Origin of the sequence: Acinetobacter lwoffii (assembly GCF_024129855.1) — a bacterium.
Classification (GTDB): domain Bacteria; phylum Pseudomonadota; class Gammaproteobacteria; order Pseudomonadales; family Moraxellaceae; genus Acinetobacter; species Acinetobacter lwoffii_L.
Map to the genome: position 1 here is coordinate 197,725 of NZ_JAMXXC010000004.1, position 25,416 is coordinate 223,140.

The 25,416-nt window shown below is 43.5% G+C and carries 29 protein-coding genes; 17 read left to right on the forward strand and 12 right to left on the reverse strand.

Going from position 1 to position 25,416, the window contains the following annotated elements; genetic code table 11:
• Positions 1–149: 149 nt before the first annotated feature.
• Both NI465_RS05870 and NI465_RS05875 read left to right on the forward strand, forming a co-directional pair.
• Complete coding sequence (locus NI465_RS05870) at positions 150–560, forward strand: nuclear transport factor 2 family protein (RefSeq protein ID WP_114541138.1); 411 nt, start codon at positions 150–152, stop codon at positions 558–560.
• Positions 561–630: 70 nt separating this feature from the next.
• The gene (locus NI465_RS05875; RefSeq protein ID WP_243475151.1) at positions 631–1,743 is read left to right on the forward strand and encodes a YheT family hydrolase; all 1,113 of its coding nucleotides are present in this window, start codon (positions 631–633) and stop codon (positions 1,741–1,743) included.
• A 55-nt stretch (positions 1,744–1,798) separates the two neighbouring features.
• On the opposite strand, the gene NI465_RS05880 is transcribed toward NI465_RS05875, so the two are convergent.
• A complete protein-coding gene (locus NI465_RS05880) occupies positions 1,799–2,218 on the reverse strand; it encodes a hypothetical protein (protein ID WP_253144604.1) in 420 nt (139 codons plus the stop codon).
• Positions 2,219–2,446: 228 nt separating this feature from the next.
• Between NI465_RS05880 and pyrG the strand changes: the two genes are divergently transcribed.
• From pyrG to rodA, 6 genes are all read left to right on the forward strand, one after another.
• Entirely contained in the window at positions 2,447–4,087 is a 1,641-nt protein-coding gene (gene pyrG, locus NI465_RS05885; protein WP_004278723.1) for a CTP synthase, read from the forward strand.
• A 32-nt stretch (positions 4,088–4,119) separates the two neighbouring features.
• On the forward strand, positions 4,120–4,977 hold the full coding sequence (gene kdsA, locus NI465_RS05890) for a 3-deoxy-8-phosphooctulonate synthase (RefSeq protein ID WP_253144606.1): 858 nt from the start codon (positions 4,120–4,122) through the stop codon (positions 4,975–4,977).
• A 59-nt stretch (positions 4,978–5,036) separates the two neighbouring features.
• Positions 5,037–6,326 carry a phosphopyruvate hydratase gene (eno, locus tag NI465_RS05895; RefSeq protein WP_004278719.1) on the forward strand — a complete coding sequence of 430 codons (1,290 nt, stop codon included), beginning with the start codon at positions 5,037–5,039 and terminating at the stop codon, positions 6,324–6,326.
• A gap of 7 nt (positions 6,327–6,333) precedes the next feature.
• The gene (locus NI465_RS05900; protein WP_004645271.1) at positions 6,334–6,726 is read left to right on the forward strand and encodes a septum formation initiator family protein; all 393 of its coding nucleotides are present in this window, start codon (positions 6,334–6,336) and stop codon (positions 6,724–6,726) included.
• Positions 6,695–7,408: a 2-C-methyl-D-erythritol 4-phosphate cytidylyltransferase gene (gene ispD, locus NI465_RS05905; RefSeq protein ID WP_180086883.1), complete on the forward strand. Its 714-nt coding sequence runs from the start codon at positions 6,695–6,697 to the stop codon at positions 7,406–7,408. The genes NI465_RS05900 and ispD overlap by 32 nt, the downstream gene beginning before the upstream one ends.
• Positions 7,409–7,520: 112 nt before the next feature.
• Positions 7,521–8,660 carry a rod shape-determining protein RodA gene (gene rodA, locus NI465_RS05910; protein WP_004645269.1) on the forward strand — a complete coding sequence of 380 codons (1,140 nt, stop codon included), beginning with the start codon at positions 7,521–7,523 and terminating at the stop codon, positions 8,658–8,660.
• Between the two features lie 152 nt (positions 8,661–8,812).
• Here rodA and NI465_RS05915 read toward each other — a convergent pair whose 3' ends face one another.
• From NI465_RS05915 to NI465_RS05960, 10 genes are all read right to left on the reverse strand, one after another.
• Positions 8,813–9,115 (reverse strand): cyd operon YbgE family protein, encoded by a 303-nt coding sequence (locus tag NI465_RS05915; RefSeq protein WP_004278714.1) that lies wholly within the window; start codon positions 9,113–9,115, stop codon positions 8,813–8,815.
• A gap of 3 nt (positions 9,116–9,118) precedes the next feature.
• The gene (gene cydX / locus NI465_RS05920; protein ID WP_004278713.1) at positions 9,119–9,220 is read right to left on the reverse strand and encodes a cytochrome bd-I oxidase subunit CydX; all 102 of its coding nucleotides are present in this window, start codon (positions 9,218–9,220) and stop codon (positions 9,119–9,121) included.
• A 25-nt stretch (positions 9,221–9,245) separates the two neighbouring features.
• Positions 9,246–10,391, reverse strand: coding sequence for a cytochrome d ubiquinol oxidase subunit II (gene cydB / locus NI465_RS05925; RefSeq protein WP_004731264.1), 1,146 nt, complete (start codon positions 10,389–10,391; stop codon positions 9,246–9,248).
• A complete protein-coding gene (locus tag NI465_RS05930) occupies positions 10,388–11,974 on the reverse strand; it encodes a cytochrome ubiquinol oxidase subunit I (RefSeq protein ID WP_004731262.1) in 1,587 nt (528 codons plus the stop codon). The genes cydB and NI465_RS05930 overlap by 4 nt, the downstream gene beginning before the upstream one ends.
• Complete coding sequence (gene cydP / locus NI465_RS05935) at positions 11,974–12,165, reverse strand: cytochrome oxidase putative small subunit CydP (RefSeq protein WP_004278707.1); 192 nt, start codon at positions 12,163–12,165, stop codon at positions 11,974–11,976. The genes NI465_RS05930 and cydP overlap by 1 nt, the downstream gene beginning before the upstream one ends.
• 436 nt (positions 12,166–12,601) lie before the next feature.
• Positions 12,602–13,735 carry a porin gene (locus NI465_RS05940; RefSeq protein WP_004278706.1) on the reverse strand — a complete coding sequence of 378 codons (1,134 nt, stop codon included), beginning with the start codon at positions 13,733–13,735 and terminating at the stop codon, positions 12,602–12,604.
• Positions 13,736–14,079: 344 nt separating this feature from the next.
• Complete coding sequence (locus NI465_RS05945) at positions 14,080–14,493, reverse strand: HIT family protein (protein ID WP_004278705.1); 414 nt, start codon at positions 14,491–14,493, stop codon at positions 14,080–14,082.
• A gap of 31 nt (positions 14,494–14,524) precedes the next feature.
• A complete protein-coding gene (locus NI465_RS05950; protein ID WP_004278704.1) occupies positions 14,525–14,794 on the reverse strand; it encodes a YARHG domain-containing protein in 270 nt (89 codons plus the stop codon).
• An 86-nt stretch (positions 14,795–14,880) separates the two neighbouring features.
• Positions 14,881–15,753 carry an NAD(P)-dependent oxidoreductase gene (locus NI465_RS05955; RefSeq protein ID WP_253144608.1) on the reverse strand — a complete coding sequence of 291 codons (873 nt, stop codon included), beginning with the start codon at positions 15,751–15,753 and terminating at the stop codon, positions 14,881–14,883.
• Positions 15,754–15,815: 62 nt separating this feature from the next.
• Positions 15,816–16,913: an alpha/beta fold hydrolase gene (locus NI465_RS05960; protein WP_005252044.1), complete on the reverse strand. Its 1,098-nt coding sequence runs from the start codon at positions 16,911–16,913 to the stop codon at positions 15,816–15,818.
• Between the two features lie 142 nt (positions 16,914–17,055).
• Between NI465_RS05960 and NI465_RS05965 the strand changes: the two genes are divergently transcribed.
• The 9 genes from NI465_RS05965 (at position 17,056) to trpB (ending at position 24,762) form a co-directional block, all read left to right on the forward strand.
• Positions 17,056–18,243 (forward strand): O-succinylhomoserine sulfhydrylase, encoded by a 1,188-nt coding sequence (locus tag NI465_RS05965; protein ID WP_253144610.1) that lies wholly within the window; start codon positions 17,056–17,058, stop codon positions 18,241–18,243.
• 28 nt (positions 18,244–18,271) lie between these two features.
• Positions 18,272–18,601 carry a YbaB/EbfC family nucleoid-associated protein gene (locus NI465_RS05970; protein WP_004278699.1) on the forward strand — a complete coding sequence of 110 codons (330 nt, stop codon included), beginning with the start codon at positions 18,272–18,274 and terminating at the stop codon, positions 18,599–18,601.
• Positions 18,602–18,614: 13 nt separating this feature from the next.
• Complete coding sequence (recR, locus tag NI465_RS05975; protein ID WP_005100074.1) at positions 18,615–19,211, forward strand: recombination mediator RecR; 597 nt, start codon at positions 18,615–18,617, stop codon at positions 19,209–19,211.
• A 178-nt stretch (positions 19,212–19,389) separates the two neighbouring features.
• Complete coding sequence (locus tag NI465_RS05980; protein WP_253144612.1) at positions 19,390–20,532, forward strand: ribonuclease D; 1,143 nt, start codon at positions 19,390–19,392, stop codon at positions 20,530–20,532.
• 130 nt (positions 20,533–20,662) lie between these two features.
• Positions 20,663–20,968: a YcgL domain-containing protein gene (locus NI465_RS05985; protein WP_253144615.1), complete on the forward strand. Its 306-nt coding sequence runs from the start codon at positions 20,663–20,665 to the stop codon at positions 20,966–20,968.
• A gap of 21 nt (positions 20,969–20,989) precedes the next feature.
• Positions 20,990–21,373 (forward strand): hypothetical protein, encoded by a 384-nt coding sequence (locus NI465_RS05990; protein ID WP_253144617.1) that lies wholly within the window; start codon positions 20,990–20,992, stop codon positions 21,371–21,373.
• 20 nt (positions 21,374–21,393) lie between these two features.
• A complete protein-coding gene (locus NI465_RS05995) occupies positions 21,394–22,245 on the forward strand; it encodes an AAA family ATPase (protein ID WP_004278691.1) in 852 nt (283 codons plus the stop codon).
• 13 nt (positions 22,246–22,258) lie between these two features.
• Positions 22,259–23,446, forward strand: a complete 1,188-nt coding sequence (locus NI465_RS06000; RefSeq protein ID WP_253144620.1) for a vWA domain-containing protein — start codon at positions 22,259–22,261, stop codon at positions 23,444–23,446.
• A 107-nt stretch (positions 23,447–23,553) separates the two neighbouring features.
• On the forward strand, positions 23,554–24,762 hold the full coding sequence (gene trpB / locus NI465_RS06005) for a tryptophan synthase subunit beta (RefSeq protein WP_004278689.1): 1,209 nt from the start codon (positions 23,554–23,556) through the stop codon (positions 24,760–24,762).
• A 129-nt stretch (positions 24,763–24,891) separates the two neighbouring features.
• On the opposite strand, the gene NI465_RS06010 is transcribed toward trpB, so the two are convergent.
• Positions 24,892–25,323, reverse strand: coding sequence for a CBS domain-containing protein (locus NI465_RS06010; protein ID WP_253144622.1), 432 nt, complete (start codon positions 25,321–25,323; stop codon positions 24,892–24,894).
• Positions 25,324–25,416: the final 93 nt, after the last annotated feature.

Sequence of the window (25,416 nt, forward strand, 5' to 3'; positions counted from 1 at the left end):
ATATTAAAACTTGCTTTTTTTCCCTCTCCTTTATTAAAGGAGAGGGTTAGGGAGAGGATTTGTAAGAAAGAATCCTCCTTGCGAAGCAGTACTTCTCACCTTTAAAAAGGGATGAGTATTTTAATACTAAAACAAAAAAGGAATCCAAAATGACCATCGAAAATACCAGAAAATCCATTGTACGCTGGCATGAAATGCTAGAAACCCGTGATATGTCGATCTTGAATGAACTACTTGCTGAAGAAGTGGTATTTCGTTCACCCGTAGCGTTTCAGCCTTATCCTGGAAAACAGATGGTATTTTTTATTTTGACCAATGTCATTCAAGTCTTTGAAAACTTCACTTATCACCGTGAATTTATAAGTGAAGATGGTAACAATGTCGTACTTGAGTTTTCTGCCAATGTGGGCGATAAAAAACTAAAGGGAGTTGACATGATTCAGTTTAATGAAGAGGGTCAGATGATTGATTTTGAAGTCATGATCCGACCTAAGTCCGGACTTGAAGCCCTGGCTGTACAGATGGGCCAGCGGATGCAATCATTCCAAGCTAAAACTTAATTCTAACTATTGATTCAAGTCAGCATGAAATTTGTAAATCACAGCTAGTACAACTAGAGGGGGATGACAGATGAAAATGTTGCTTAAAAAATTGGGTCAGCTTTCCAGTGAATATCTGGATCGTTTCAGCGGAGCAGATCAGCCGACCCTGTATTACAATCCGAATGGTGTATTTTCAGGACTCATTGAACGCTTACCGCAGTTGCAACAAAAATATCGTCCTACGCCTTGGTTAGCCAATGCACATGCACATATTCTGTATTTCGATTTAATTAAAAAACGTACCATTAAGCTGAAATATGATGCGCTTGAACAGCTGAAAATGTCAGATGGCGGCATTACCGGTATTGCCTGGTATGGACTGGATCTTCCGGCAAATACGCCAACGATTGTCTTACTCCATACCATTACCGGTTCTCCTGAATCGATGCGTGAACTGGTTCGTGATCTGCATAAACATACCGGTTGGCGTGTGGCATTGTGTTTACGCCGTGGTCACGCAGACTTACCCATGCCTGTGCCTAAAATGAACCTGTTTGGTTCAACTCAGGATTTGCGTGAACAACTCTTGTATATACAGGACAGATTTCCTCAATCCGATCTCTATGGAGTTGGCTCTTCTGCGGGTACGGGATTGTTGGTGCGTTATCTGGGTGAAGAGGGTGAACAAACCCCACTCAAAGCAGCTTTTGCTTTATGTCCTGGCTATAACACTGAAACCGGTTTTGCCAATGTGCATCCGTTTTACAGTAAAGTCATGGCCAAAAAACTGATTAAGCGCTTTATTCATCCTTATCAAGAAACCTGGCAGGTCTGCCCAAGCTGGAAACAGTTATTAGAAGTTAAAGATCTGTCCGAATTTGAAAAACTCTATTTTGAACTGGCCGGATTTACGGATTATGCCAGTTATACCCAGGCAACCAATCCGATTTATGTGTTTGAAAGTATCAAAATTCCGCTGATGATTTTAAATGCGGAGGATGATCCGGTTTGTCACATCCGAAATTTAGAACCTTATAAAGAAAAAATTCGGGCGATGTCTAATATTATGGTGATTACCACCAAAAAAGGCAGTCATTGCGGCTTTTATCAGGGCTTGATGCAAACCGAATCTTGGGCTACCCGACTAATGGCAGACTATTTGATTCACTTATCTCGTGCACCGGCAACAGTATCTGCTTAAAAGTTCCAATAAAAAACCCAGCATCTGCTGGGTTTTTTGATGAATGATCCTGTAATTACTCAAGTGCTGGCATCGCTGCGGCAATCGCGTCAGCAACCGCATCATCCTCAGACTTGTTTTCTGGATTTGAATTGGTTTTAGGTGTGGTCTCAGCAGGCTTTGACGCAGGTTCTTCGCGGGTTTCAGGCACTGGTGCCGGCTCAGTAGTTTCTGGTTTTTTGATTTCACGACGGATTTCAGTCGTGGTGTTTTCAGTTTGCTCACGTTGAATTTCAACCGTTGGCGCTACTTCCTCTTCAATTGCCGCTGGCTCTACAGGTTCAAGCGGTTCAAATTGCGTTGGTTCTGGAGTCGAGATTTCAGATGCTGGAGTAACTTCTACTTGCTCTTCTTCTTTTGGTGCTTCTTTTTTTACACACGCAGTTAATGTCAGGCCAGTCAGGATTAGGGTGGAGATTAAAAGTTTCTTCATCATCATTGCATCAAACATAAAAGTGTGGAGTGGATACACTATTATAGCAGCAAAATGCAAGATAGAAATCATATGAACTTACTGTAATTTTTTATAGGAATTGCTGTTAGAATAGTCAATTGTTTATTGTTCTTTGAATTGATGCGGATTGACTTTGCTTTCTAGGTACAAGGTAAAGTAAAATTGCGCAACATTGCAGGCCGATTTAGGCTCGATTGTACGAGAAACCCAATGACCCATTTTATTTTCGTTACTGGTGGTGTAGTTTCATCACTAGGTAAAGGTATTTCAGCTGCTTCTGTTGCTGCACTTTTAGAAGCTCGTGGTTTAAAAGTGACCATGGTAAAAATGGATCCATACATTAATGTCGATCCAGGGACAATGAGCCCATTCCAGCATGGTGAAGTTTTTGTTACAGAAGATGGTGCTGAAACAGACTTAGACTTGGGTTACTACGAACGTTTCTTGCGTCGTGCGAAAATGACCAAACTAAATAACTTCACATCAGGCCGTGTTTACCAGGATGTTCTAAACAAAGAACGCCGTGGTGACTATCTAGGCGGTACTGTTCAAGTTATTCCACACATTACTGACAATATCAAAGAGCGTGTACTTCGTGCAGGCGAAGGTTATGACGTTGCGATCGTAGAGATCGGCGGTACTGTAGGTGACATTGAATCTCTCCCATTCATGGAATCTGTACGTCAGTTAATGGTTGAACTTGGTCATAAACGTACCATGTTAATGCACTTAACGTTACTCCCATACATTAAGTCTGCAGCAGAATTAAAAACCAAACCAACACAGCACTCTGTTAAAGAACTCCTGTCGATTGGTATTCAGCCAGACATTCTCATCTGTCGTACAGAGTACGATGTAGATGCAGATACGACGCGTAAGATTGCATTATTTACCAACGTTGAAGCACGTGCCGTTGTGGTATGTAAAGACGCACGTTCGATCTACCAGATTCCACGTACATTCTACGAACAAAATGTTGATGATTTAATCTGTGAACGTTTTGGTTATAACGATCTTCCTGAAGCTGATTTAACAGATTGGGATAACGTTGTAGAAGCATTACTGAACCCTGAATACACCGTACGTGTTGCAATGGTCGGTAAGTACGTTGAACTTCCAGATGCTTACAAATCTGTCAACGAAGCACTTTTACATGCGGGTATTCAAAACCGTGTGAAAGTTCAGATTGACTACGTAAACGCTGAAGAGCTTGAAGGCCAAGATGTAGCAGAAGTATTGAAAGATGCTGATGCGATTCTAGTTCCTGGTGGTTTCGGTGAGCGCGGTACTGAAGGCAAAATGAAGGCGATTCAGTTCGCACGTGAGAACGGTGTGCCGTTCCTCGGTATTTGCTTGGGTATGCAGTTGGCTGTGATCGAATACGCACGTAATGTTGCTGGTATTGCAGACGCGACCTCGACTGAATTTAACCGTTCAACCAAATCTCCATTGATTGGTTTAATTACTGAATGGTTAGATGAGCGTGGTGAAGTTCAGCAACGTTCTGCTGATTCTGATCTGGGTGGCACGATGCGTTTAGGCGCGCAAAAATCTGAACTGGTTGCAGGGACTAAAACTGCAGAAGTTTATGGTTCTGAAGAAATCATCGAGCGTCACCGTCACCGTTACGAGATGAACAACCGTTATATCCCAGTGCTGGAAGAAAAAGGCATGAAGATTTCTGGTTATTCTCCGGTACAGCATCTGGTAGAAACTGTTGAAATTCCTGCACATCCTTGGTTTATTGCAGTACAATTCCACCCGGAATTTACCAGCTCGCCACGTGATGGTCACCCATTATTTGCAGGTTTCATTGATGCTGCGAAAAAGCAGTACCAAAAAACCAAATAATCGGTGCGTAGGACACAACTAGGGAAGTTTAAATGTCGCAATTAAAACCACAAGAAATTGTACGTTTGGGCGATATACAAATGGCAAATCATTTGCCATTTGTATTATTCGGCGGAATGAATGTACTTGAATCTAAAGACCTGGCTTTTGAAATTGCAGAGACTTATGTCGATATCTGTACACGTTTGGGCATTCCTTATGTGTTCAAAGCCAGCTTTGATAAAGCCAACCGTTCAAGCCTGAACTCTTTCCGTGGCCCAGGCCTGGAAAAAGGTCTCGAGTGGTTAGCTGACATTAAAAAACACTTTAATGTGCCGATCATCACCGATGTGCATGAGCCGTATCAAGCGGCTCCTGTTGCAGAAGTGGCAGACATTATTCAATTGCCAGCTTTCTTAAGCCGTCAGACGGATCTTGTGGAAGCCATGGCAAAAACGGATGCCATCATCAATATCAAAAAAGCCCAGTTCCTGGCTCCACACGAAATGCGCCATATTCTGCATAAGTGTCTGGAAGCTGGAAATGACAAACTGATCATTTGTGAACGCGGTTCGGCATTTGGCTATAACAATCTGGTTGTAGACATGCTGGGCTTCGACATCATGAAAGAAATGAATGTCCCGGTATTCTTTGATGTGACCCATGCCTTACAAACCCCAGGCGGCCGTGCAGATTCTGCCGGTGGTCGTCGTGCGCAAATTACAACGCTTGCGCGTGCGGGTATGGCAACGGGTCTTGCTGGTTTGTTCTTAGAGGCACACCCAGATCCGGAAAAAGCCAAGTGTGATGGTCCATGTGCGCTGCGCATGTTTCAGCTTGAGCCTTTCCTGGCACAGCTAAAAGAATTGGATACCTTGGTCAAAGGTTTCGAAAAGTTAGATACACACTGAGTTTATCACTCTTGCGCTGCCGTATAGGCAGCTCATATTAATCAACTGAGGAATAGTTCATGAGCCAAATCGTTGACATTCGTGCACGTGAAATTTTGGACTCTCGTGGTAACCCTACCATCGAAGCAGACGTAATCTTAGCATCTGGCGTAGTTGGCCGTGCATGTGCACCATCTGGTGCTTCAACTGGTTCTCGTGAAGCTTTAGAACTTCGTGATGGCGATAAAGCGCGTTACTTAGGTAAAGGCGTTAAAACTGCGGTAAATAACGTAAATACGTTAATCCGTGACGCTTTGGTCGGTAAATCAGTATTCGAACAAAAAGACATCGATAACACGATGATCGCGCTTGACGGTACTGAAAACAAAGAAAAACTAGGTGCAAACGCAACTTTGGCAGTGTCTTTGGCTGCTGCTCGCGCTGCTGCTGAAGAAAAGAAAATTCCTCTTTTCCAATACATCGCAGATCTTCGCGGTCAAACGATTCTAACTATGCCTGTACCAATGATGAACATCATCAATGGTGGTTCACATGCAGACAACAACGTCGATATTCAAGAATTTATGATTGAGCCAGTAGGCTTCACTTCATTCTCTGAAGCGCTACGTGCCGGTGCTGAAATCTTCCATTCACTTAAATCAGTTTTAAACAAAAAAGGTTTAAACACTGCGGTAGGTGATGAAGGTGGTTTTGCGCCGAACTTACGTTCAAACGAAGAAGCAATCACAGTTATTCTTGAAGCAATTGGTCAAACTGGCTACAAAGCAGGTTCTGACATCATGCTTGCGCTTGACTGTGCATCTTCAGAATTCTACAAAAATGGTCAGTACATTCTTGCTGGCGAAGGCAACAAAGCGTTCACAAGCAACCAGTTCTCTGACTATTTGGCAGGTCTTGTAAACCAGTACCCAATTATCTCGATTGAAGATGGTCTGGACGAATCTGACTGGGAAGGCTGGTCTTACCTGACTTCAATTCTTGGTGACAAGATCCAGTTGGTAGGTGATGACTTGTTCGTAACGAATCCGAAAATCCTGCAGCGTGGTATCAACGAAAAAGTGGGTAACTCTATTCTGATTAAATACAACCAGATCGGTACCTTGACTGAAACTTTAGATGCCATCTACCTTGCGAAAGAAAATGGTTACTCTACGGTAATTTCACACCGTTCAGGCGAAACTGAAGATTCAACGATTGCTGATCTTGCAGTAGGTACAGCAGCGGGTCAAATCAAGACGGGTTCACTTTGCCGTTCTGACCGTGTAGCGAAATATAATCAATTACTTCGTATTGAAGAATTGACTAATGCTGCATATCGCGGTAAAGCTGAGTTCAAAGGTTTGAACTAAGCGACTTATGTCAATGTTAAATGTATTCGACTCGACTGCGAGTAAAGTACTGTTGGGCCTTGCGATCATTTTGATCGCAGGGTTTCAATATTTATACTGGTTTGGTGAAGGTGGTTATCATGATCATCAGCAACTGACCCAGAAAATCCAACAACAAATGGAATTGAATGATGAGCTAAAAGAGCGTAATCGCGTTCTGGCAGCAGAAGTTTATGATTTGAAGAATGGTATTGAAGCCATCGAAGAACATGCGCGTTTAGATCTTGGTCTGATTAAGCCACGCGAAACTTTTATTCAAATGAGCACGATCAGTACTCAATATAAACCGATCTATCTTAATCCTAATTCTAAAGTAGACCTGCGAACCAATGAGTCAGCTGAAGCACCAACCACACCCTAAACTTTGGGTCATTCTTCCAGCTGCAGGTTCCGGTAGCCGTTTCTCCAAAACAGAACTGAAACAATATCAGATGATTCAAGAGCGAACTGTTCTTGAACATACGGTGGCTCGTCTGAATCAACTGCCTTTGATGGGTTATGTCCTGGCGATTGGTGCACAGGACAACGTGGCAAAAACATTGCCATTTTCCAGTCTGGAGAAAGCCCATTTTTGTTTGGGTGGTGCCGAGCGGGTGAATTCCGTGTTAAATGCACTGAACTATTTATCTCAAATCGCTTCTGAAAATGATTGGGTGCTGGTACATGATGCGGCGCGTCCCTGTGTCAGTCTGGATTGTCTGCAACAACTGGTCAATACGGCGATTACAAATGATCAGGCTGCGATTCTGGCCATCCCGGTGCGAGATACACTTAAGCGTGTAGTAACCAATTTTGATATCGAGGAAACAGTGGATCGCTCGATGCTCTGGCAGGCACAAACACCACAAATGGCCAAGCTAGGTGTGTTGAAACGGGCGATTGAGCGGGCTTTGCAAGATGGTGCTACGATTACTGATGAAGCCAGTGCGCTGGAACATATCGGCGAACAGGTGAGTGTAGTACAAGGGCGTTCCGATAATATTAAAATTACCTATCCGGACGATCTGGAACTGGCCAAGCTGATTTTACAGGCTCAGGCTTAAAAATATATTCAAATAATATTTAAATAAAAGCAGAATAAATCTGGCTATAGCGATCTATTCGCTATAGCTTTCACTTATAATTTTGCCATCATTCTTTTTCACCTTTTGGCCAATGATACCTTCACAGCAGTATCGGTTTTTACGTCACTCTTTGCGTGATGGACGTAGTATTAACCCGCAAGATTCATCTCGATGGACCAAGTTGCACCTTGATCCCTGGTTATTGTGCTTTCTAGTTCTCAATGCAATCCTGGGTTTAATGGTGGTGTATAGCGCGACATCCGAAGACTCTGGCATGGTGGTGCGTCAGGCGATCAGTTTTGGAATTGGTTTTGTGCTGCTGTTTATCTGTGCGCAGATTCCACCGAAAGTCTATCAGGCGATTAGTCCATACCTGTATGCCTTCGGGATCTTCATGCTGCTTCTGGTCTTTGTAATTGGTGAAAAACGTTTGGGTGCAACCCGCTGGATTACCTTGCCAGGGGTGGGAAGCATGCAACCGAGTGAGGTGATGAAATTTGCCATGCCTTTGATGATGGCATGGTATTTTGCACGTAAGCCATTTCCTCCCAAATTTTTGCATATTGTCGGGGCTTTGATTCTATTGGGCGTACCATTTGTTTTGGTGGCACTTCAGCCTGACTTGAACATTGGCTTGGTAATTCCTGGTATTTTTGTTCTATTTTTAAGTGGGATGTCGTGGCGTCTGATTGGTGGTGCAGCAGCGGCGGTAGCTGTGGCAGCTCCGGCTGCATGGATGTTCGTGCTACAAGAGTATCAAAAAAAACGTATTACCACGTTATTTGATCCGGAATCGGATGCCTTGGGTGCAGGCTGGAATATCATCCAGTCCAAAATTGCGATTGGTTCAGGTGGTTCCACGGGCAAAGGCTATACCGAAGGTACCCAATCACATTTAGGTTATCTGCCTGAACATCATACTGACTTTATTATGTCGACTTATGCCGAAGAATTCGGTTTTATCGGCGTTTTCCTGCTGTTTAGTTTATTCACTGCCATTATTATTCGCTGTCTGATGATTGGTTTAAACAGCTTTCATAACTTTGGCCGTTTATATGCTGGAGCCATGGGACTGACTTTCTTCTTCTTTGTATTTTTAAACTCAGGCATGGTGAGCGGGATTTTACCTGTAACTGGAGATCCATTACCGCTCATGAGTTATGGTGGAACGGCAGTGATTTCCATGCTGGCCGGGATGGGCATTGTGATGTCGATTCATACTCATCGATAAGTCATTCTAAAAGTCGGACTGGTTCCGGCTTTTTATATACTTAAAATAAGTTGTTTTAAAAATCCTGTTTTGGCCAGAAGAAAAAAGAAGAATATTTTAGAATTCGTATGAAATTAAAAAGCCCTCAAATGAGGGCTTTTTAATTTCATACTTTAACTGAGAAACCAGGTGTAATAACCCCAGATCATTAAAGGCCATGCTAGGAAAGGGCTAAACAACCATTTCCAGAACCAGTGGCGCGGCATAAAGCCAACACCATGGACAAAGCCTCCAGAAATACCAATCATGATATACATCATGGCACTATGGCTATATTCACCGTTGGCATCCAGCATTGCAGAAGGATGAACCAATAAAACTGCTGCGAGAGGAAAAGCCAGGAGGCAGGAAATCATCATCGCAAATTTGTTTGGTTTCTTGTCTACAACGGTTTTCTCAAGCGCAGCTTCTGTCATGTTTTATTCCTCATCCAGGTCTTGGTGTTGTTCCATGTAAATGGCAGCAATCACACTGGCAAAACATGCCATCAGTACACCCAGAATCCAGGCAAAATACCACATAGTTGTCTCTCCTTAAGACATAGCCTTAGTACAGGCTATGTGAATTATCTTCAATGTGTTTGTTGGTAATCACGCCCCACATCTTGTAATAACACCAAGTGGTATAGATCAGGATCAGTGGAACAAAGATACAGGCAGCAACGGTCATGACCGTTAAAGTATTTTTACTAGATACCGCATCCCACATGGTCAGACTTGCAACCGGGTTAATGCTTGAAGGCATCAGGAAAGGGAATAGGGCAAAACCAGCAGTTAGAATTGCACCGATGACAGCCAGAGATGAACCCAGGAAGCTCAGGCCTGCTTTGTTTTTACCTGCTGCCAAGACAATGATCAAGCCACCCAAAATGCCGGCAATAGGCGCTGCCATCGTGATTGGATAAGTCGAATAGTTGTTCATCCAGCCTGGATTAGCATTGGTCAATACTTCTTTTGCAAGCGGATTGGCAACACCATTGGTATCAAAAGGTGTAACTAAGGTATAGCCCTGAATGCCACCAAAATACAACCATGCACCGGCTGCCAGGAAAGTTGCTAAATACACTAGTCCCATGATTTGTGTTGCTTTGGCAGAACGTTGGCGTAGGTCACCATCAGTACGCAGCATTAACCATGCACCACCATGTGCACACAGCATCGATAAACTGACCAGACCACAGACAATCGCAAACGGATTCAGCAGGGCAAAGAAGCTACCAGTATAAGTAGAACGTACAGTTTCATCTAAAGTAAATGGTACACCCAAGAACATGTTGCCGAATGCCACACCGAAGACCAATGCAGGAACTGCACCACCAATCGCTAGACCCCAGTCCCATGAATTGCGCCATTTGGTATTTTCCAGTTTTGAGCGATAGTCAAAACCGACCGGACGTAAGAAAAGCGCAAACAGGACCAGTAGCAGGGCCCAGTACATGCCGGAGAAGGCAGTTGCATAGACCATTGGCCAGGCAGCGAACAAAGCACCGCCAGCAGTAATAAACCAGACCTGATTACCGTCCCAGTGCGGCGCAATGGTATTGATCGCTGCACGGCGTTCACTATCATTTTTGCCCACAAATGGCATGATCGCCATGGAGCCCATATCGAAGCCATCAGTGAGGGCAAAGCCAATCAGCAATACGCCGACCAGCACCCACCAAATGATTTTTAATAATTCATATTCGATCATGCTTGAGTCTCCCCATTTGCCTTCTCTGCAGCTGCAAGCTTTTCAAAATGGTATTTACCGGTATGCAGTGAGCTTGGGCCAAGACGTGAGAACTTGATCATCAGATACATCTCAATAATCAGTAACACGGTATAGAATGCTGCTAATGCAAGGATTGAACCCCATACATCACCTGTGCTTAAGCTTGATGCTGAAAGATGCGTCGGTAATACCTCACCAATGGTCCAAGGTTGACGACCTACTTCTGCCACATACCAGCCAGTTTGCGCAGCAACCCAAGGTAAAGGCAGTGCAAATAAAGCAAATTTCAATAACCATGGTTTGTTTTCAGCATTACGTTTTGCTACCGCAAAGGTTGCCAGTGCAAATAGAAGTAGCATCAAGAAGCCGGAAGCTACCATGGCACGGAATGCCCAGAACAGGCTTGGTACGTGTGGAATAGTGTCTTTAGCAGCTGCTTTGATTTGCTCTTCAGAAGCATCAACGACATTTGGTGTGTATTTTTTCAGAAGTAGACCGTAACCTAAGTCTTTTTGGCTTTCTTCAAAAGCGGTTTTCAGTTCTGGAGACTGATCACCAGCACGTAATTTTTCCAGTTGTGAATAGGCCACCATACCATTACGGATACGCGCTTCATGCTGAACCAGCAGGTCCTTAATACCTGTAACTTGTTCAGTCGTAGAGCGTGTAGCGATCAGACCCATTACATAAGGAATTTTCACTGCATAATCTGTAGTCATGGTTTCCTTATTCGGGATACCAAACAAAGTAAATGGCGCAGGTGCAGGGTGGGTATCCCATTCGGCTTCAATTGCTGCCAGCTTAGTTTTCTGTACATCGCCCAGCTCATAACCTGATTCATCACCCAGTAAAATCACCGAAAGTGTAGAGGCAAGCCCGAAGATGGCTGCAATGGCAAAAGAACGGCGTGCAAAAGGCAGGTCACGTTTTTTCAGCATGTAGTAACTTGAAATAGCCAGGACGAATATGGCACCTGTGACATAACCGGCAGATACGGTATGCACAAATTTAACCTGAGCGACCGGGTTAAAGATCAATGCAGCAAAGTCCACCATTTCCATACGCATAGTTTCATAGTTAAATGCCGAACCGACCGGGTTTTGCATCCAGCCATTGGCGACCAGAATCCAGAGTGCGGACATGTTTGAACCCAAAGCCACCAGCCAGGTTACGGCCAGATGTTGTACTTTGGACAGACGATCCCAACCAAAGAAGAACAAGCCAATAAATGTCGATTCAAGGAAGAAGGCCATCAAACCTTCAATCGCCAGCGGTGCACCGAAAATATCACCGACATAATGCGAGTAGTACGCCCAGTTGGTTCCGAACTGGAACTCCATGGTCAGGCCGGTGGTTACCCCTAAGGCAAAGTTAATACCAAACAGTTTTCCCCAGAACTTGGTCATGTCTTTATAGATTTCTTTGCCGGAAATCACATAGGTGGTTTCCATAATGGCAAGCAGAAATGCCAGACCTAGCGTCAGTGGAACAAAAATAAAGTGATACATCGCGGTCATGGCGAACTGGAACCGCGAGAGATCGACCACGCTTTCAGAAATCATCAACGTGTCTCCTGGATTTGGGAAGGATTGCCGGCGATACGCTCGGCGACTTGGTTATCAAAATTTTTAGGAATCGTAGGCGCATCAAACCAGATATTTTTAATTACCATCAGTAGAATAACCTTGATAATTAAAATAGCGGTTATTTCTCTAACCACTCTCTGGTTTAGATTTTTGGGAACTAAGCTCATTCGACTAAGCCTGTTATATGACTTGTTGTATATTATTAATCTATTGTAACTAAAAAATAAATAGACGATACAGTTTAAATAAATATATATTTATAAGTGTTTGAAAATATTAAATATATATTTATATGAGTTAAAATTTATTCTAAATATTTTTTATTATTTTATGTAATTTTATCGGTTTTTAAATCCGACTAAAATGCTTATATTTATATATTTTAATGTAGATTATTTTAGTTGGATTAATATTTTTTAATCTGATTAAAATGCTTGGTTTTAAAATAAAGAATAAAATTAATCAAACTAAACTGGTTGGTTTTATGAGGGTTGAATATCAGTGTCACAATCTTTCTCACTATATTTATATTGATAAAAAACACACCAAAAAAAGAACATGCTGGAGGCATGTTCTTTTTAAGCTTTGTGAGGGAGACTGGACTTAGAAGTCGTAACGCATGCCTAGAGAAAGACCTAGGCTGTCTTCACCGCGTGCGCCACCTACAGCATTGGTACGACCTTGTGCCCAAGGGGTAAGGTTTGAGTTTTCATCATTTAGTACAGTTGCTATGTTGCCATAAATGCGGACTGTTGGATCTAAACGGTGTTCAAGTCCGATTGCCAGTAAAGTTGCATTCGCATCATCGGCATCGACATCGCGGTGGAATACTTCACCACGGAATGAGGTTTTTGGTGCAAATTTATATTCACCGGCTACACCAAATACTTGTGCATCTGGGTTTGCTTCAGAATTATCATGTTGAAGGAATTGGTATAAACCGCCCAGATTGAATTCAGGGGTGATTTTGTAAGCACCAGCAATACGGAAACCATCGCGTTCGCCACGACCTGCATCTTCTTCATAATGTTCATAGGCAGCAGCAAAATCAACTTTACCTTCTTTATAGGTTAAAGCGAGGTCGTATGCTTTATCATCGCGATTATCTTTATTGGTAGTAGTTGTGGTTCCCGGTACGACTACTGTTACTGGACCATTCACAGTTTCAATTACAGTAGTTTTTGGTGAAGACGTTGACACGCTATCAGGGCTATTACCTTCGTGTAAAGAAAGTGCTGCTAAAACATTAAAGCCGCCGCCAAACTTAGGTGATTTATATTCAATGGTATTGTTATTACGTTCATCAAAACGCAAGTTGCCAGCACGTGTGACGTTACGAACATCACCGACCATATCACCAAAGAAGTTGACCGGGCCACGTGCTACTTTGAATGGGCTGTCAAAACGGCCGATACGCGCTTGACCGAAATCACCTTTTAAACCAACAAAAGTATCGCGAGTTGCAAATTCAACATCATCGTTTGCAGAACCACTTGCAAAGTTAATTTCCTGTTCGATTTGACCAAATACGGTCATACCATTTTCTAATTTTTGTTCAGCTTTAAAACCCAAGCGTGAAGAGTTTGAAGAAAGACCTACTTCGTTATAATCCTGGCCATCATCCAGATAATCTAAAGAAACGTGTGCACGACCATACACTTTAACATCAGCAGCAGCTGCCATCACTGGTGTTAAAATTGTTGCCCCGATTGCTAATGCAGATAACGTTTTTTTCATGTGTTGCTCCAATAAAGACTTTTTTATTCATCGTCTTAAAAACAAGTTTCAGTATTGTTTTGAAACATCTACTGCTCTATTGGTGCCAAGTATTCATTACAAATAAGTCAATATGATTAAGGAAATATTTCAGAAATATTAAAGACAATCATTGTCTTATTTTTTATAGGATTATGAGTGGGGTAAGCAGGATTGATGCAAATACAGCTAAGCTCGGTGTTTGCTGCAAAACTTAAAAATAGGGTAGGTGACTTTTACTGATATTTTATTGGCTTAATCAAGAGTGAAATACATCAGACATAAAAAATGGAGCCGAAGCTCCATTTTTAGGTATTAAGAATAGCTTAAAGGGCAGCTTTAATTTTCTCGGCCAAAGCTTTAATTTTTTCCTGGTCGCCCATCTGTGCAGCATGTTTGCCCAGATTGTGCAAAGAGGTAGGAACCAGATGGAAATGTACGTGTGGTACGGTCTGACCCGCTGCTGCCCCTGATAATTGCATCAGCACGATACCGTCCACACCTAAACCTTTTTCAATGGCTTTTGCAACTTTCTGTACGATCTGAATCGTATAGGCTGCAGCTTCAGGGGGTAGATCCAGCAAAGTGATTGCCGGAGTTTTCGGAACTACCAGAGTATGACCTTCTGCCTGAGGCATGATGTCCATAAATGCAAGAACCTGGTCATCTTCATACACTTTTATCGCAGGAAGTTCACCGCGTAGAATTCGTGCAAAAATATTCTGATCATCATAAGTCATAAGTATATTCCTTGAGCGTCATTAAACTGAATTATTTACAGTTCAATTCTTTCTGACGATCTTTGATCGCGTCAAGACGTTGTTGCTCTTTTTCCGAGAATTTTGGCTTGGTTGTATAGCAATTGTCATTACCAAACTTGGCTTTTGCTTCAGGATCTTTGAAACAGAAACCTTTAGACGCATAAATCACGTCATGATCATTTTTTAATTTTTTGCACTCTTGTTCAGATGCAAGAACCGATGTTGAAGCCCCGAACAAAGTTGCAAAGCCAATCAATGCTGCAACAGAAAATTTCTTCATGAGAGTTTCCTCTGGGTTATCCACTATATGTGCCTGCCTACTAGTCACAATATGAGGTTTCGTTATCATTATTCAATGGCGAGATATTACTCGATGGTAATATTACTCCATGATTCATACATTTTCACAGCACTGGAAAAATCACTGTTTTTATCCGACAGATCGCTGGCCGCCTGAATCAGATTCTGGGTCAACGAGAGCACAGGCGCAGAAAGTTTGGCTTCACGCGCAAGGTCGATTGCGATACCTGTATCTTTGGCCAAGAGTGGCAGGGCAAAGGTTACAGGAAAACTTCGGTTTAAAATACGCTGTGGCAATACGGTTTCAGTCACCATACTTTTACCACTTGAAGCATTAATACAATCTAGCGCTTCATGCAGATTTACTCCATGCGCTTTTAAGGTAGTAAAGCCTTCTGCGACAGCACACAGGTTTACAGCCATTAACATATTATTTACGGCCTTCACTGCAAAACCCGCGCCAGATTCACCGACATGCTTGATCAGTTTGCCAAAAGCCTGCATCGCAGGAAGGGCTTTTTCATAACCCTCTGTATTACCGCCCACCATCACAGTTAACGTGCCATTTTCAGCGCCAATGGTTTGACCGCTGACCGGTGCATCCAGAAAGATTACCCCATGTTCAGCCAGTTGTACTGCCAGTTTTTGGGCAGAATCCGGTACACCACTGGTGCAGTCGACCCAGACTGAACCGGATTTAAACGGTAAATTTTCCAGAAGTCGTTCAACGTCAGCGCTAGTTGGCAAGCATGAAAAAATCACATCTGCCTGTACGGCCTGTTCCAGTGTGACGGCTTGGGTGCCATATTCAGCCGCATGTTGCTCTGCTTTGTTAAAGCTGCGGTTCCAGACATAGACCGTATCAAAATGCTTGGGTAAGTGTGCTGCCATACGAAAACCCATTGCACCTAGGCCGATAAATGCCACTGACTGAATCATGCTGTACCCTCTGAATATGTTTAAAGCTATTTAATATTTTTTTCTGGTGCGGGGAATCTACACTAAACATCAAGACGTGTAGAGCGCTGCACCAGCCAGGTCGTCATTTTGGGCCAGAATGTATTTGCCGTTTTCTGGTTCGACATTAGTCCAAGATGACCACCCGGTATAAGAGTAAACGTCTTATCTTGGCTACTTGTCAATTCCATCAAAGGCTTAGCTGACTGTTCTGTGACAATCTGATCGGTTTGACCTGCACCTACCAACAGGGAGCAGCTGATATTTTTAAGATCAACGACACGGCCATCCAAAGTGATAGAACCCTGTTTTAAAGGATTTTGCAGCCATAAATGCAGCACCATGTCCTGATTAATCCCACCTGGATAATCAATCATCTTGTTCAGGAAATTTCCCATGGTGGCGTGTTCATAGACATCTTCGACATGATCTAGATTTAACAGAAACTGTTTCTGGCTTTTGAGCCAGCCAATCGGATCGAGTAATTTAAAGCCCAAGGCATTTACAATACCCGGCGTATGAATATATTGCTTTGGAATCAGTCCTTGATGAATGGCTTGTTGCAGATTTTTGTTTTTAGAAATTAGTTTGTTTGTCGTAGAAAAAAGTTTGCCGACACGTCCTGACGCATAACTGTCGATAGGACTGCCCACCACGATCAGATTCTTGACATGTTCAGGCGAATGCAGGGCGGTATAGAGCGTGACAAACACGCCAGCCATACTCCAGCCATGCAGGGAAATGAACTGACTGCCCGAATGCTTGCAGATGGTTTCAATGGATTGAGGAATGGCTGCATCAATAAAAGATAAAAAGTTCAGGTGGCGATGTTTAAAGTTAAAACGTTTCCATTCCACCAGATAGACATCAAAACCGCTATGCTGAAAATGCTTGACCAGAGAGCGATAAGGATACAGATCATAGATATCCATATTAATGGCTAACGGTGCGATGAAAACCAGAGGCTCCTTATATTTTTTCTCAGGTGAAGCGTAATAACGAATCTTGCAAAACTCGGTGCCGGCAATATATTCAAAAGGGGTTTTTTGCGACAGGATCAGTGAGGAGGCATTAAACACCCGGGTGCTGAGGTGTTTCAATTTTTTTTGCTGGCGCTGAAAGTTTTGTTTTAACTGAATCATGTAAATAAAATATCCGTATCCGCGGGAGGATTGATCGAAGTCTAAGCAATAATCGCTTATTATGCCTTGACCTGAAATAGCTTAGGCGCTCAAAATGTTGGCAAATTTTTACAAAAGGCAGCCTGAGGGCTGAGGTAAAGCGATGAGCCAGCAAGACGATATTTCTTACCAATTAGAAACTTTAGCCATTCGTACCGGTCATACCCGCACTTTTGAAGGTGAGCATGGCGAACCGATTTTTCTAACATCGTCTTTTGTGTATGAAAATGCTACAGAAGCCGCAGCTAAATTCTCAGGCCAGGAACCGGGCAATATCTATTCTCGCTTTACCAATCCGACCGTTGCCATGTTTGAAAAGCGTCTAGCTGCACTTGAAGGTGCAGAGCGCGCCGTCGCCACCAGTTCGGGTATGGCAGCCATTATGGCAGTGATGATGGCTTTTTTAAAAGCGGGTGATCATGTGATCTGTTCACGTGCTGTCTTCGGCTCTACGGTTTCCATGTTTGAAAAATATGTCGCAAAATTTGGCGTCAGCGTTGATTTCGTTGATTTGACCGATCTTGATGCATGGAAAAATGCCATCAAGCCTGAAACAAAAATTCTCTTTGTTGAATCTCCATCGAATCCTTTAGCGGAAGTAGCCGATATACAGGGACTCGCTGATATTGCGCATGCCAATGATGCCTTGCTGGCGATTGATAACAGCTTCTGTACACCGGTGTTACAACAACCACTCAAATTTGGTGCAGACCTGGTGGTGTATTCTGCGACTAAATATCTGGATGGCCAAGGCCGTGCGCTAGGTGGTGCTGTTGTTGGTAATCACAAGTTACTAGAAGAAATCTTCGGTTATGTGCGTACTACCGGCCCATCAATGAGCCCATTCAATGCCTGGGTTTTCCTGAAAGGCTTGGAAACACTACGTTTACGTATGCGTGAACATTCGGCAAGTGCTCAGCAACTGGCTGAATTTTTGAACCAGCATCCAAAAGTGGAAAAAGTATATTATGCGGGCTTGCCTGAACATGTCGGTCATGAACTGGCAGCCAAACAGCAGAGCGGTTTTGGCGGTATTGTGTCTTTTGAAGTCAAAGGTGGCCGTGAGGAAGCATGGACTGTCATCGACAATACCCAGTTTATCTCGATTACCGGTAATTTGGGCGATGTGAAATCGACCATCACCCATCCGGCAACCACGACACATGGTAAATTATCGCCTGAAGCCAAAGAAGCTGCCGGTATTCGCGAAGGTTTGATTCGCGTATCTGTTGGTTTGGAAGAGATTGGTGATATTATCCAGGATATTCGTCGCGGTTTAGACCTGATTTAATTTTATAAATTTATGTTCGGAGATATTTATGAACATTAACATGTTGATGCAGCAAGCTCAGCGCATGCAGAAAGAAGTTGAAAACAACGTAAAAAAAGCCAAAGAAGAGCTTGCGCAAACTGAAGTGCATGCCGAGGCGGGGGGCGGTCTGGTGAAAGTGACCATGACTTGCCGTAACGTGGTGAAGCGTATCGAAATCAATCCTGAATTACTTCAGGATGATCCAGATATGATCGAAGACCTGATTGCAGCGGCAATGAATGATGCAGCACGTCAGGCAGAAGTGGTATCTGACGAAAGAATGAAAGCAGCGAACTCAGGCATGGGTTTACCGCCTGGTCTTGCAGGTATGTTCTAAGGACGAATGCGCAATGTTTAGTGATCGTTTTGATCAACTCGTTCAAGCATTACGCATTTTGCCAAGCGTTGGGCCGAAATCGGCTCAACGTATGGCATTGCATATGATCATGAAAAATCGTGAAGGTGCTATTGGTCTGGCACATGCGCTGACTGAAGCCACCAATCACATTCATGAATGTTCCGTCTGCCATTCTCTGACCGAAGATGAAGTCTGCAATATTTGCAGTTCGCTGGATCGTGATGATGAACTGCTCTGTGTAGTGGAATCACCTGCAGATGTCATGGCGATTGAGCAAAGTGGCAGCTTTAGAGGTAAATATCATGTATTGGGTGGACATTTATCGCCACTGGATGGTATTGGACCAGAAGAAATCGGTATTCCGTACTTATTGCACCGTTTGGCCAATGGTCAGGTGAAAGAAGTGATTCTGGCGACCAATGCCACGGTAGAAGGTCAGGCTACGGCGCATTATCTGGTTGAGGCCAGTAAGCATTTGCCGATCCAGATGACCCGAATTGCCCAGGGCGTACCACAAGGTGGTGAGCTGGAATATGTCGACAGTCATACCTTGAGTCAGGCAGTACATAACCGGATGCGCATGAAGTAAGCTAAGCTTAAATATCTTGTTAGTTTTAATATAAAAAAGATATTAATTAGAATATAAATCCTGATAAGTAAGCGCCATTTTTTAGGAAATAGGGCAGAATTGACGTTATTTTTTATACAAAAATTCTATAGATCAGTTAATATGGATCTATCGAGAATCTAATCTTAGACTCAGTTCTATGTTTCAATTTATTCAACATCAAAACGACTTAACTCATGTACTGAAGCTGATGGAACAGAATTCAGTGTATGGACTGGATACCGAGTTTATCAAGGTTGATACCTTATGGCCTAAGCTGGGTGTTTTTCAGATTAACGTAGACAACAAGGTCTATTTGTTGGATGGAACCACGCTGGATCTGACTGAGTTCCTTAATAAAATTTTTAACGCACAGCAGAATATTTTTCATGCCTGTAGTGAAGATATCGATCTGATTTATCACTATACCCAGAAGAAATCGCTGAGTAATGTGTTTGATACCCAGGTCGGCATGTCATTTTTGGGGCATGGTCTGCAAGTCAGCTATCAAAATGCGCTGAAGCAGATGCTGGAAGTCGATATCGAAAAAGACCAGACCCGTTCTGACTGGCTGGCGCGTCCACTCAGTTCCGAACAGTTGCTCTATGCTGCCAATGATGTGCATTATCTGGTGCAACTGTCAGAGAAAATCAAACGGGATCTGGAGTCGAAAGATCTGCTGGATTTTGCCTTGCAAGATTGCCGTTTTCTGACTCAGGAAATTGGCGAAGATACCCCAACTGCCTTGTTGTATCAGGATGTCGGCAATTACCGGCATTCACGCCGTCAGCTGATGCAATTGCAGCAATTAATGGTTTGGCGTGATCAGATTGCCAAAGCACTAAATCAGCCACGCAGTTTTATTTTAAAAAATGCCAGCATGATTGATCTGGTGGAAAAATTCCCGCGCAATAATTTCCAGCTGAGTCATGTGAAAGACATTCGTTCGAATGTGGTTCGTGAGCATGGCAAAACCATTTTAGATTTATTGAAATTCCTGCCGGAGCCGGCAAACTGGCCTTTACGTCTGGCACGTCCAATTCGCCATTCTTCCAAAGATATTGGCGAAAAAATTGATTCAATTATTCAGAATGTCGTCAATGAAACCTCAATTCCGAAAGAAGTCCTGATGCGTAAGAAATGGCTGAATGCCTTGTATCAGCACGTGGTCTTTCATAAGGACGAGCAGGATCTGCCGGATTTTCTGCTCGGCTGGCGCTATGAGTTATTAACTCAGCCATTGATTCAGGTATTGCATCAGGATGAATCTTATCTGTCTACTCAGATGAAAGTCAGCGAATGATTGGTTGCGGGATTGATTAAAGAAAAAGCAATTATACAAAATCACGACTGATGCATGAGACGTGACTAATGTTTCTGTCTTTTTTTTGATGTATCCTTGCGGTTGTTTTTTCAGAAAAGTCGTTTGAAATATGCAAGTGTCTATCTACAAATCCAGCAAAAAAAGTGAAATGTATCTGTATGTGGCGCGTCCTGTGAATGAAAGCGAAGCTGAAACATTCGAGCCTTTAAGTGTATTAACTGAAGCAGTACAGGCAGCATTTGGACGTGCGACTTTTGTCATGCATCTGGAGTTAAGCGAATCACGTAAACTGGCACGTGCCAATGTCTTGCATGTCATGGATTCCATTACTACTCGCGGTTTCTTCCTGCAAATGCCGCCAGAAGGCTTGATTGATCCAAACGCTGTGGCACCAGAAGGTTTGCGTGGCGCTTAATGTTAATTCAGGAGTTGTGAAATGAATGGTTATGTGGCTGTATTAGACTCAATTCCTGAACAGAGCATTGCCGTAGCAGTTTATCTGCTCGGCAGCCTGATTGCTTTATGGTGCTGGTATGGCGTAACCAAGCACCTGCCTAAACCTGCGGGCGGTTTTTTGTGGATTGTGGCGTTTGCCATTCTGCTAACACCGACGGTATCTGAGGGGTCGAATGCGTCCATTGCACCTGCGATTTTCGGTCTGTTATTTGGGATGCTGACCAAAGAGCAATCCCTGGTTTGGATTAATGCGTCACTTATTTTATTTGTCATTGGGATTGGATCTGTGATTGGCTATTGCTGGTCGACCTATGTGTCGAACAAAAGCAATATTCGTGTTCACGAGAAAAGTTCACCGCTGTAAGTAAAAAATAAGGTTCAATCATGTCTGCTGATATTCAACAATTTTCAGGTACCGATCAGTACATCGCGACTGACAGTTTAAAACTTGCGGTGAAAGCTGCACGCAGTTTGCAAAAACCGTTGCTGGTCAAAGGTGAGCCGGGTACAGGTAAGACTTTGCTGGCCGAGCAAGTCGCAGAAAGTCTGGGTTTGAAGCTGATCACCTGGCACATCAAGTCCACTACCAAAGCACAACAAGGCCTGTATGAATACGATGCCGTATCCCGCTTGCGCGATAGTCAGTTGGGTGATGACCGTGTCTATGACATCAAGAACTACATCAAGCCGGGCAAATTGTGGGAAGCATTTACCAGTGAAGAGCGCTGTGTTCTGCTGATTGATGAAATTGACAAGGCAGACATCGAGTTTCCAAATGACTTGCTGCATGAACTCGATAAAATGTCGTTCTATGTGTACGAGACAGGCGAGACCATTACGGCAACTCAGCGCCCAATCGTGATCATTACCTCAAATAATGAAAAAGAATTGCCAGATGCTTTCCTGCGTCGTTGCTTCTTCCATTACATCGAATTCCCGGATGAAGCCACCATGCGTGAAATCATCGATGTGCATTTTGCCAATATCTCGACCACATTGGTCAATGAGGCTTTGCAAGTCTTCTTTAAATTACGTCAGATTCCGGGTTTAAAAAAACCACCTTCAACTTCTGAACTGATCGACTGGCTCAGCCTGCTCATGGCAGATGATATGCCGGAAGATATTCTGCGCAATACTGATAAATCCAAAGCAATTCCACCTCTATACGGCGCCTTGATTAAAAATGAGCAAGATGTGCAGTTGCTTGAACGTCTAGCCTTTATGTCACGTCGTTAAGGGAGAAACACGCATGTTTGTGCGACTGTTTTATACCTTACGTAAATACGGCGTACCGGTATCGACCCGCGAATTGATTGACCTGAATCAGGCGGTTGCTGCAGGTCTGGTTTTTGCCGATCAGGACGAGTTCTATCAGCTGGCCAAAACTGTAATGGTCAAAGACGAGCGCTATTTCGACAAGTTCGATCGCGCCATGAAAGACTATTTTGATGATATCGCGACCTTTGATCTGGATGACTTGCTAAATCAGGTGCATAAGCTGCCCAAAGACTGGTTCGATCTCGAATTGCTCGAGAAGCATCTGACCCCGGAGCAGCGCGAAGAGCTGAAAAAGGCCGGATCGCTGGAAGAACTGATGAAAATGCTGGAAGAGCGTCTGCGCGAACAGCATAAAAAACATCAGGGCGGTAACAAGATGGTTGGTACCGGTGGCACTTCACCCTTTGGTGCCTATGGCGATCATCCCGAAGGTGTGCGTATTGGCGGGCCGGGGCGTAAGCGTTCTGCGGTGAAAGTCTGGGAGCAGCGTCAATACCGCAATCTGGATGATGAACAGATTTTGGGTAGCCGTCAGATGCAGATGGCATTGCGCCGTTTGCGTAAGTTTGCCCGTCAGGGTGCAGCCGAAGAGCTGGATATTGATGGTACGATTCGTGAAACGGCCAAGCAGGGCATTCTGGATGTGCAACTGGTGCCCGAGCGTCGTAACCGTATTAAAGTTTTAATGCTGTTCGATGTCGGTGGTTCGATGGATGCGCATATTGCCCAGTGTGAAAAGCTGTTCAGTGCGGCGAAAACCGAATTCAAGACCCTGGAATATTTCTATTTCCATAACTGTCTCTATGACTATGTCTGGAAAGACAATATCCGTCGTTCCAGTTCACGCATCAATACCTGGGATTTGTTCAATACCTATGGCCGTGATTACCGCGTGATTGTGGTCGGAGATGCCAGTATGGCGCCGTATGAGCTGAATTCTGTCGGTGGTTCGGTTGAATATATGAATGATGAAGCTGGACAGGTCTGGTTACAGCGTCTGCGTCAGCATTTTGATAAAACTGCTTGGCTGAATCCGGAAGAAGAAAAATACTGGCATTACACCCATACCATTGGTCTGATCCAGCAGATATTTGAAAATCATATGTTTCCAATGACGCTGAAAGGCATTGAAGACATGACCAAATATCTGGCGCGTTAATTCCATTTATCTATAAGTGACTTTAGCTATAGTTATTAGTGCTTTAAAACAAATTATTCTAGTATAAAGTAACTCATTATCTCTTATTTAAAATTTCAGGCATGATTATGGCTCATCAAATTAATGGTATTGCGTTACCGAATGAAGAGGGTTTTTTTGGTCAGTATGGCGGTCAGTTTATTCCACCCGATCTGAAACAGGCCATGGATGATATTAATGTGGCCTATCAGGAAATTCGTCAGACTGAAGAGTTTCAGAATGAATTGAAAGATCTGTTTGCCCATTATGTCGGTCGCCCAAGTCCTTTATTTCATGCCAAACGTCTTTCTGAACAGCTTGGCGGGGCGCAGATTTATCTGAAACGTGAAGATCTGAACCATACCGGGGCGCACAAGATCAATCATTGTCTGGGTGAAGCTTTACTTGCGAAATATATGGGCAAGACCAAAGTCATTGCAGAAACCGGTGCCGGCCAGCATGGTGTTGCTTTGGCAACTGCATGTGCCTTGGTGGGTATCCCATGTGAAATTCATATGGGGCAAGTGGATATTGAAAAAGAGCATCCAAACGTCGTCAAGATGAAAATTCTGGGTGCCAAGCTGATTTCTGTGACTCGCGGTACAGCCACACTCAAAGATGCAGTCGACAGTGCTTTTGAAGAATATTTAAAAGACCCGAAAAACTACATCTATGCCATTGGTTCGGTAGTCGGGCCGCACCCATTCCCGATGATGGTACGTGATTTCCAGTCGATTATTGGTGATGAGATTAAAGTTCAGGCCAATGAGCGTTTTGGTGCAAATCCTGACTATGTTGTTGCCTGTGTCGGTGGGGGTTCCAATGCAGTTGGCGCATTCACTGCATTTTTAAATGAACCAGATGTGAAACTGGTAGGCGTTGAGCCTGCAGGTCATGGTCTGGATACTGACAAGCACTCAGCAACATTAACTTTGGGTAAGCCGAGCCAGTTACACGGGATGGCCTGTTATGTGCTAGAAGATGAACAAGGCGAACCTTTACCAGTGCATTCAATTGCTTCTGGTCTGGACTATCCAGGAGTAGGCCCGCAGCACAGTCTGTTAAAAGATCTGGGCCGGGTAGAGTACACGACTGCGACCGATCAGGAATGTCTGGATGCATTCATGACACTGTCACGCGTAGAAGGCATTGTACCTGCATTAGAAAGTTCGCATGCGGTGGCTTGGGCCATTCGTGAAGCAGGGAAACTGCCAAAAGATACCAAGATTGTAGTGAACTTATCGGGTCGTGGTGATAAAGACTCAGATTACGTCGCAGAAAAATTAGGTCTAAACTGATTTTATTCAGAATGTTCATATAAAAAATCCCGGTACACATACCGGGATTTTTTATGCATTACATATAAATCTTTATCTTGGTTTCACTTAAGTGATCTTCAAATACCTTAGAGAAAGCTAAACAGTATTTTAACCTGAGATATATTGCTGTAACTGTTCAATTAATTTGCGTTGGTCATCCATGGCCGCTTTGACCAAATCCCCAATTGAAATCAGACCGATCAGTTTTTCATGTTCGACTACGGGTAAGTGGCGTAGGTGGCGTTCAGTCATCAGAGATAAACAGTCTTCTACGCTAGTAGCTGTATTTACGGTAATCACTTTAGCGGTCATGATCTCATTAACAGTGGTGTCGAATGAGGTTCTTTGCATCAGGGCGATCTTACGGGTGTAATCCCGCTCTGACAAAATCCCCACCACGTTGTCTTCATGGGTTACCACAAGCGCCCCGATTCCTTTATCCGCCATCAAGGTGATGGCTTCTAAAACAGTAGAATCTGGACGGATGGTATAAATAGCTTGATGCATTTTTTCACTGAGCACCTGTGCCACATTGGTCATGCTTAATCATCCTTATTGGTTAATTTATTATTAATCCTAGAGTATGTATTCAACCTGAACATCTCTAAGTGTTTAGGTTTTAGTCTTTATAAA

Bases quoted from the DNA above. Each gene is read 5' to 3' on its own strand.
- NI465_RS05965 (WP_253144610.1), top strand. From the start codon at position 17,056: ATGAGCCAGCAAGACGATATTTCTTACCAATTAGAAACTTTAGCCATT.
- NI465_RS05990 (WP_253144617.1), top strand. From the start codon at position 20,990: ATGAATGGTTATGTGGCTGTATTAGACTCAATTCCTGAACAGAGCATT.
- cydB (WP_004731264.1), bottom strand. From the start codon at position 10,391: ATGATCGAATATGAATTATTAAAAATCATTTGGTGGGTGCTGGTCGGC.
- ispD (WP_180086883.1), top strand. From the start codon at position 6,695: ATGAGTCAGCTGAAGCACCAACCACACCCTAAACTTTGGGTCATTCTT.
- NI465_RS05970 (WP_004278699.1), top strand. From the start codon at position 18,272: ATGAACATTAACATGTTGATGCAGCAAGCTCAGCGCATGCAGAAAGAA.
- NI465_RS05960 (WP_005252044.1), bottom strand. From the start codon at position 16,913: ATGATTCAGTTAAAACAAAACTTTCAGCGCCAGCAAAAAAAATTGAAA.
- cydP (WP_004278707.1), bottom strand. From the start codon at position 12,165: ATGAGCTTAGTTCCCAAAAATCTAAACCAGAGAGTGGTTAGAGAAATA.
- NI465_RS05940 (WP_004278706.1), bottom strand. From the start codon at position 13,735: ATGAAAAAAACGTTATCTGCATTAGCAATCGGGGCAACAATTTTAACA.
- eno (WP_004278719.1), top strand. From the start codon at position 5,037: ATGAGCCAAATCGTTGACATTCGTGCACGTGAAATTTTGGACTCTCGT.
- rodA (WP_004645269.1), top strand. From the start codon at position 7,521: ATGATACCTTCACAGCAGTATCGGTTTTTACGTCACTCTTTGCGTGAT.
- pyrG (WP_004278723.1), top strand. From the start codon at position 2,447: ATGACCCATTTTATTTTCGTTACTGGTGGTGTAGTTTCATCACTAGGT.
- recR (WP_005100074.1), top strand. From the start codon at position 18,615: ATGTTTAGTGATCGTTTTGATCAACTCGTTCAAGCATTACGCATTTTG.
- NI465_RS06010 (WP_253144622.1), bottom strand. From the start codon at position 25,323: ATGACCAATGTGGCACAGGTGCTCAGTGAAAAAATGCATCAAGCTATT.
- kdsA (WP_253144606.1), top strand. From the start codon at position 4,120: ATGTCGCAATTAAAACCACAAGAAATTGTACGTTTGGGCGATATACAA.
- cydX (WP_004278713.1), bottom strand. From the start codon at position 9,220: ATGTGGTATTTTGCCTGGATTCTGGGTGTACTGATGGCATGTTTTGCC.
- NI465_RS05880 (WP_253144604.1), bottom strand. From the start codon at position 2,218: ATGATGAAGAAACTTTTAATCTCCACCCTAATCCTGACTGGCCTGACA.
- NI465_RS05875 (WP_243475151.1), top strand. From the start codon at position 631: ATGAAAATGTTGCTTAAAAAATTGGGTCAGCTTTCCAGTGAATATCTG.
- NI465_RS05985 (WP_253144615.1), top strand. From the start codon at position 20,663: ATGCAAGTGTCTATCTACAAATCCAGCAAAAAAAGTGAAATGTATCTG.
- NI465_RS05870 (WP_114541138.1), top strand. From the start codon at position 150: ATGACCATCGAAAATACCAGAAAATCCATTGTACGCTGGCATGAAATG.
- NI465_RS05900 (WP_004645271.1), top strand. From the start codon at position 6,334: ATGTCAATGTTAAATGTATTCGACTCGACTGCGAGTAAAGTACTGTTG.
- NI465_RS05950 (WP_004278704.1), bottom strand. From the start codon at position 14,794: ATGAAGAAATTTTCTGTTGCAGCATTGATTGGCTTTGCAACTTTGTTC.
- trpB (WP_004278689.1), top strand. From the start codon at position 23,554: ATGGCTCATCAAATTAATGGTATTGCGTTACCGAATGAAGAGGGTTTT.
- NI465_RS05915 (WP_004278714.1), bottom strand. From the start codon at position 9,115: ATGACAGAAGCTGCGCTTGAGAAAACCGTTGTAGACAAGAAACCAAAC.
- NI465_RS05980 (WP_253144612.1), top strand. From the start codon at position 19,390: ATGTTTCAATTTATTCAACATCAAAACGACTTAACTCATGTACTGAAG.
- NI465_RS05995 (WP_004278691.1), top strand. From the start codon at position 21,394: ATGTCTGCTGATATTCAACAATTTTCAGGTACCGATCAGTACATCGCG.
- NI465_RS05930 (WP_004731262.1), bottom strand. From the start codon at position 11,974: ATGATTTCTGAAAGCGTGGTCGATCTCTCGCGGTTCCAGTTCGCCATG.
- NI465_RS05955 (WP_253144608.1), bottom strand. From the start codon at position 15,753: ATGATTCAGTCAGTGGCATTTATCGGCCTAGGTGCAATGGGTTTTCGT.
- NI465_RS05945 (WP_004278705.1), bottom strand. From the start codon at position 14,493: ATGACTTATGATGATCAGAATATTTTTGCACGAATTCTACGCGGTGAA.
- NI465_RS06000 (WP_253144620.1), top strand. From the start codon at position 22,259: ATGTTTGTGCGACTGTTTTATACCTTACGTAAATACGGCGTACCGGTA.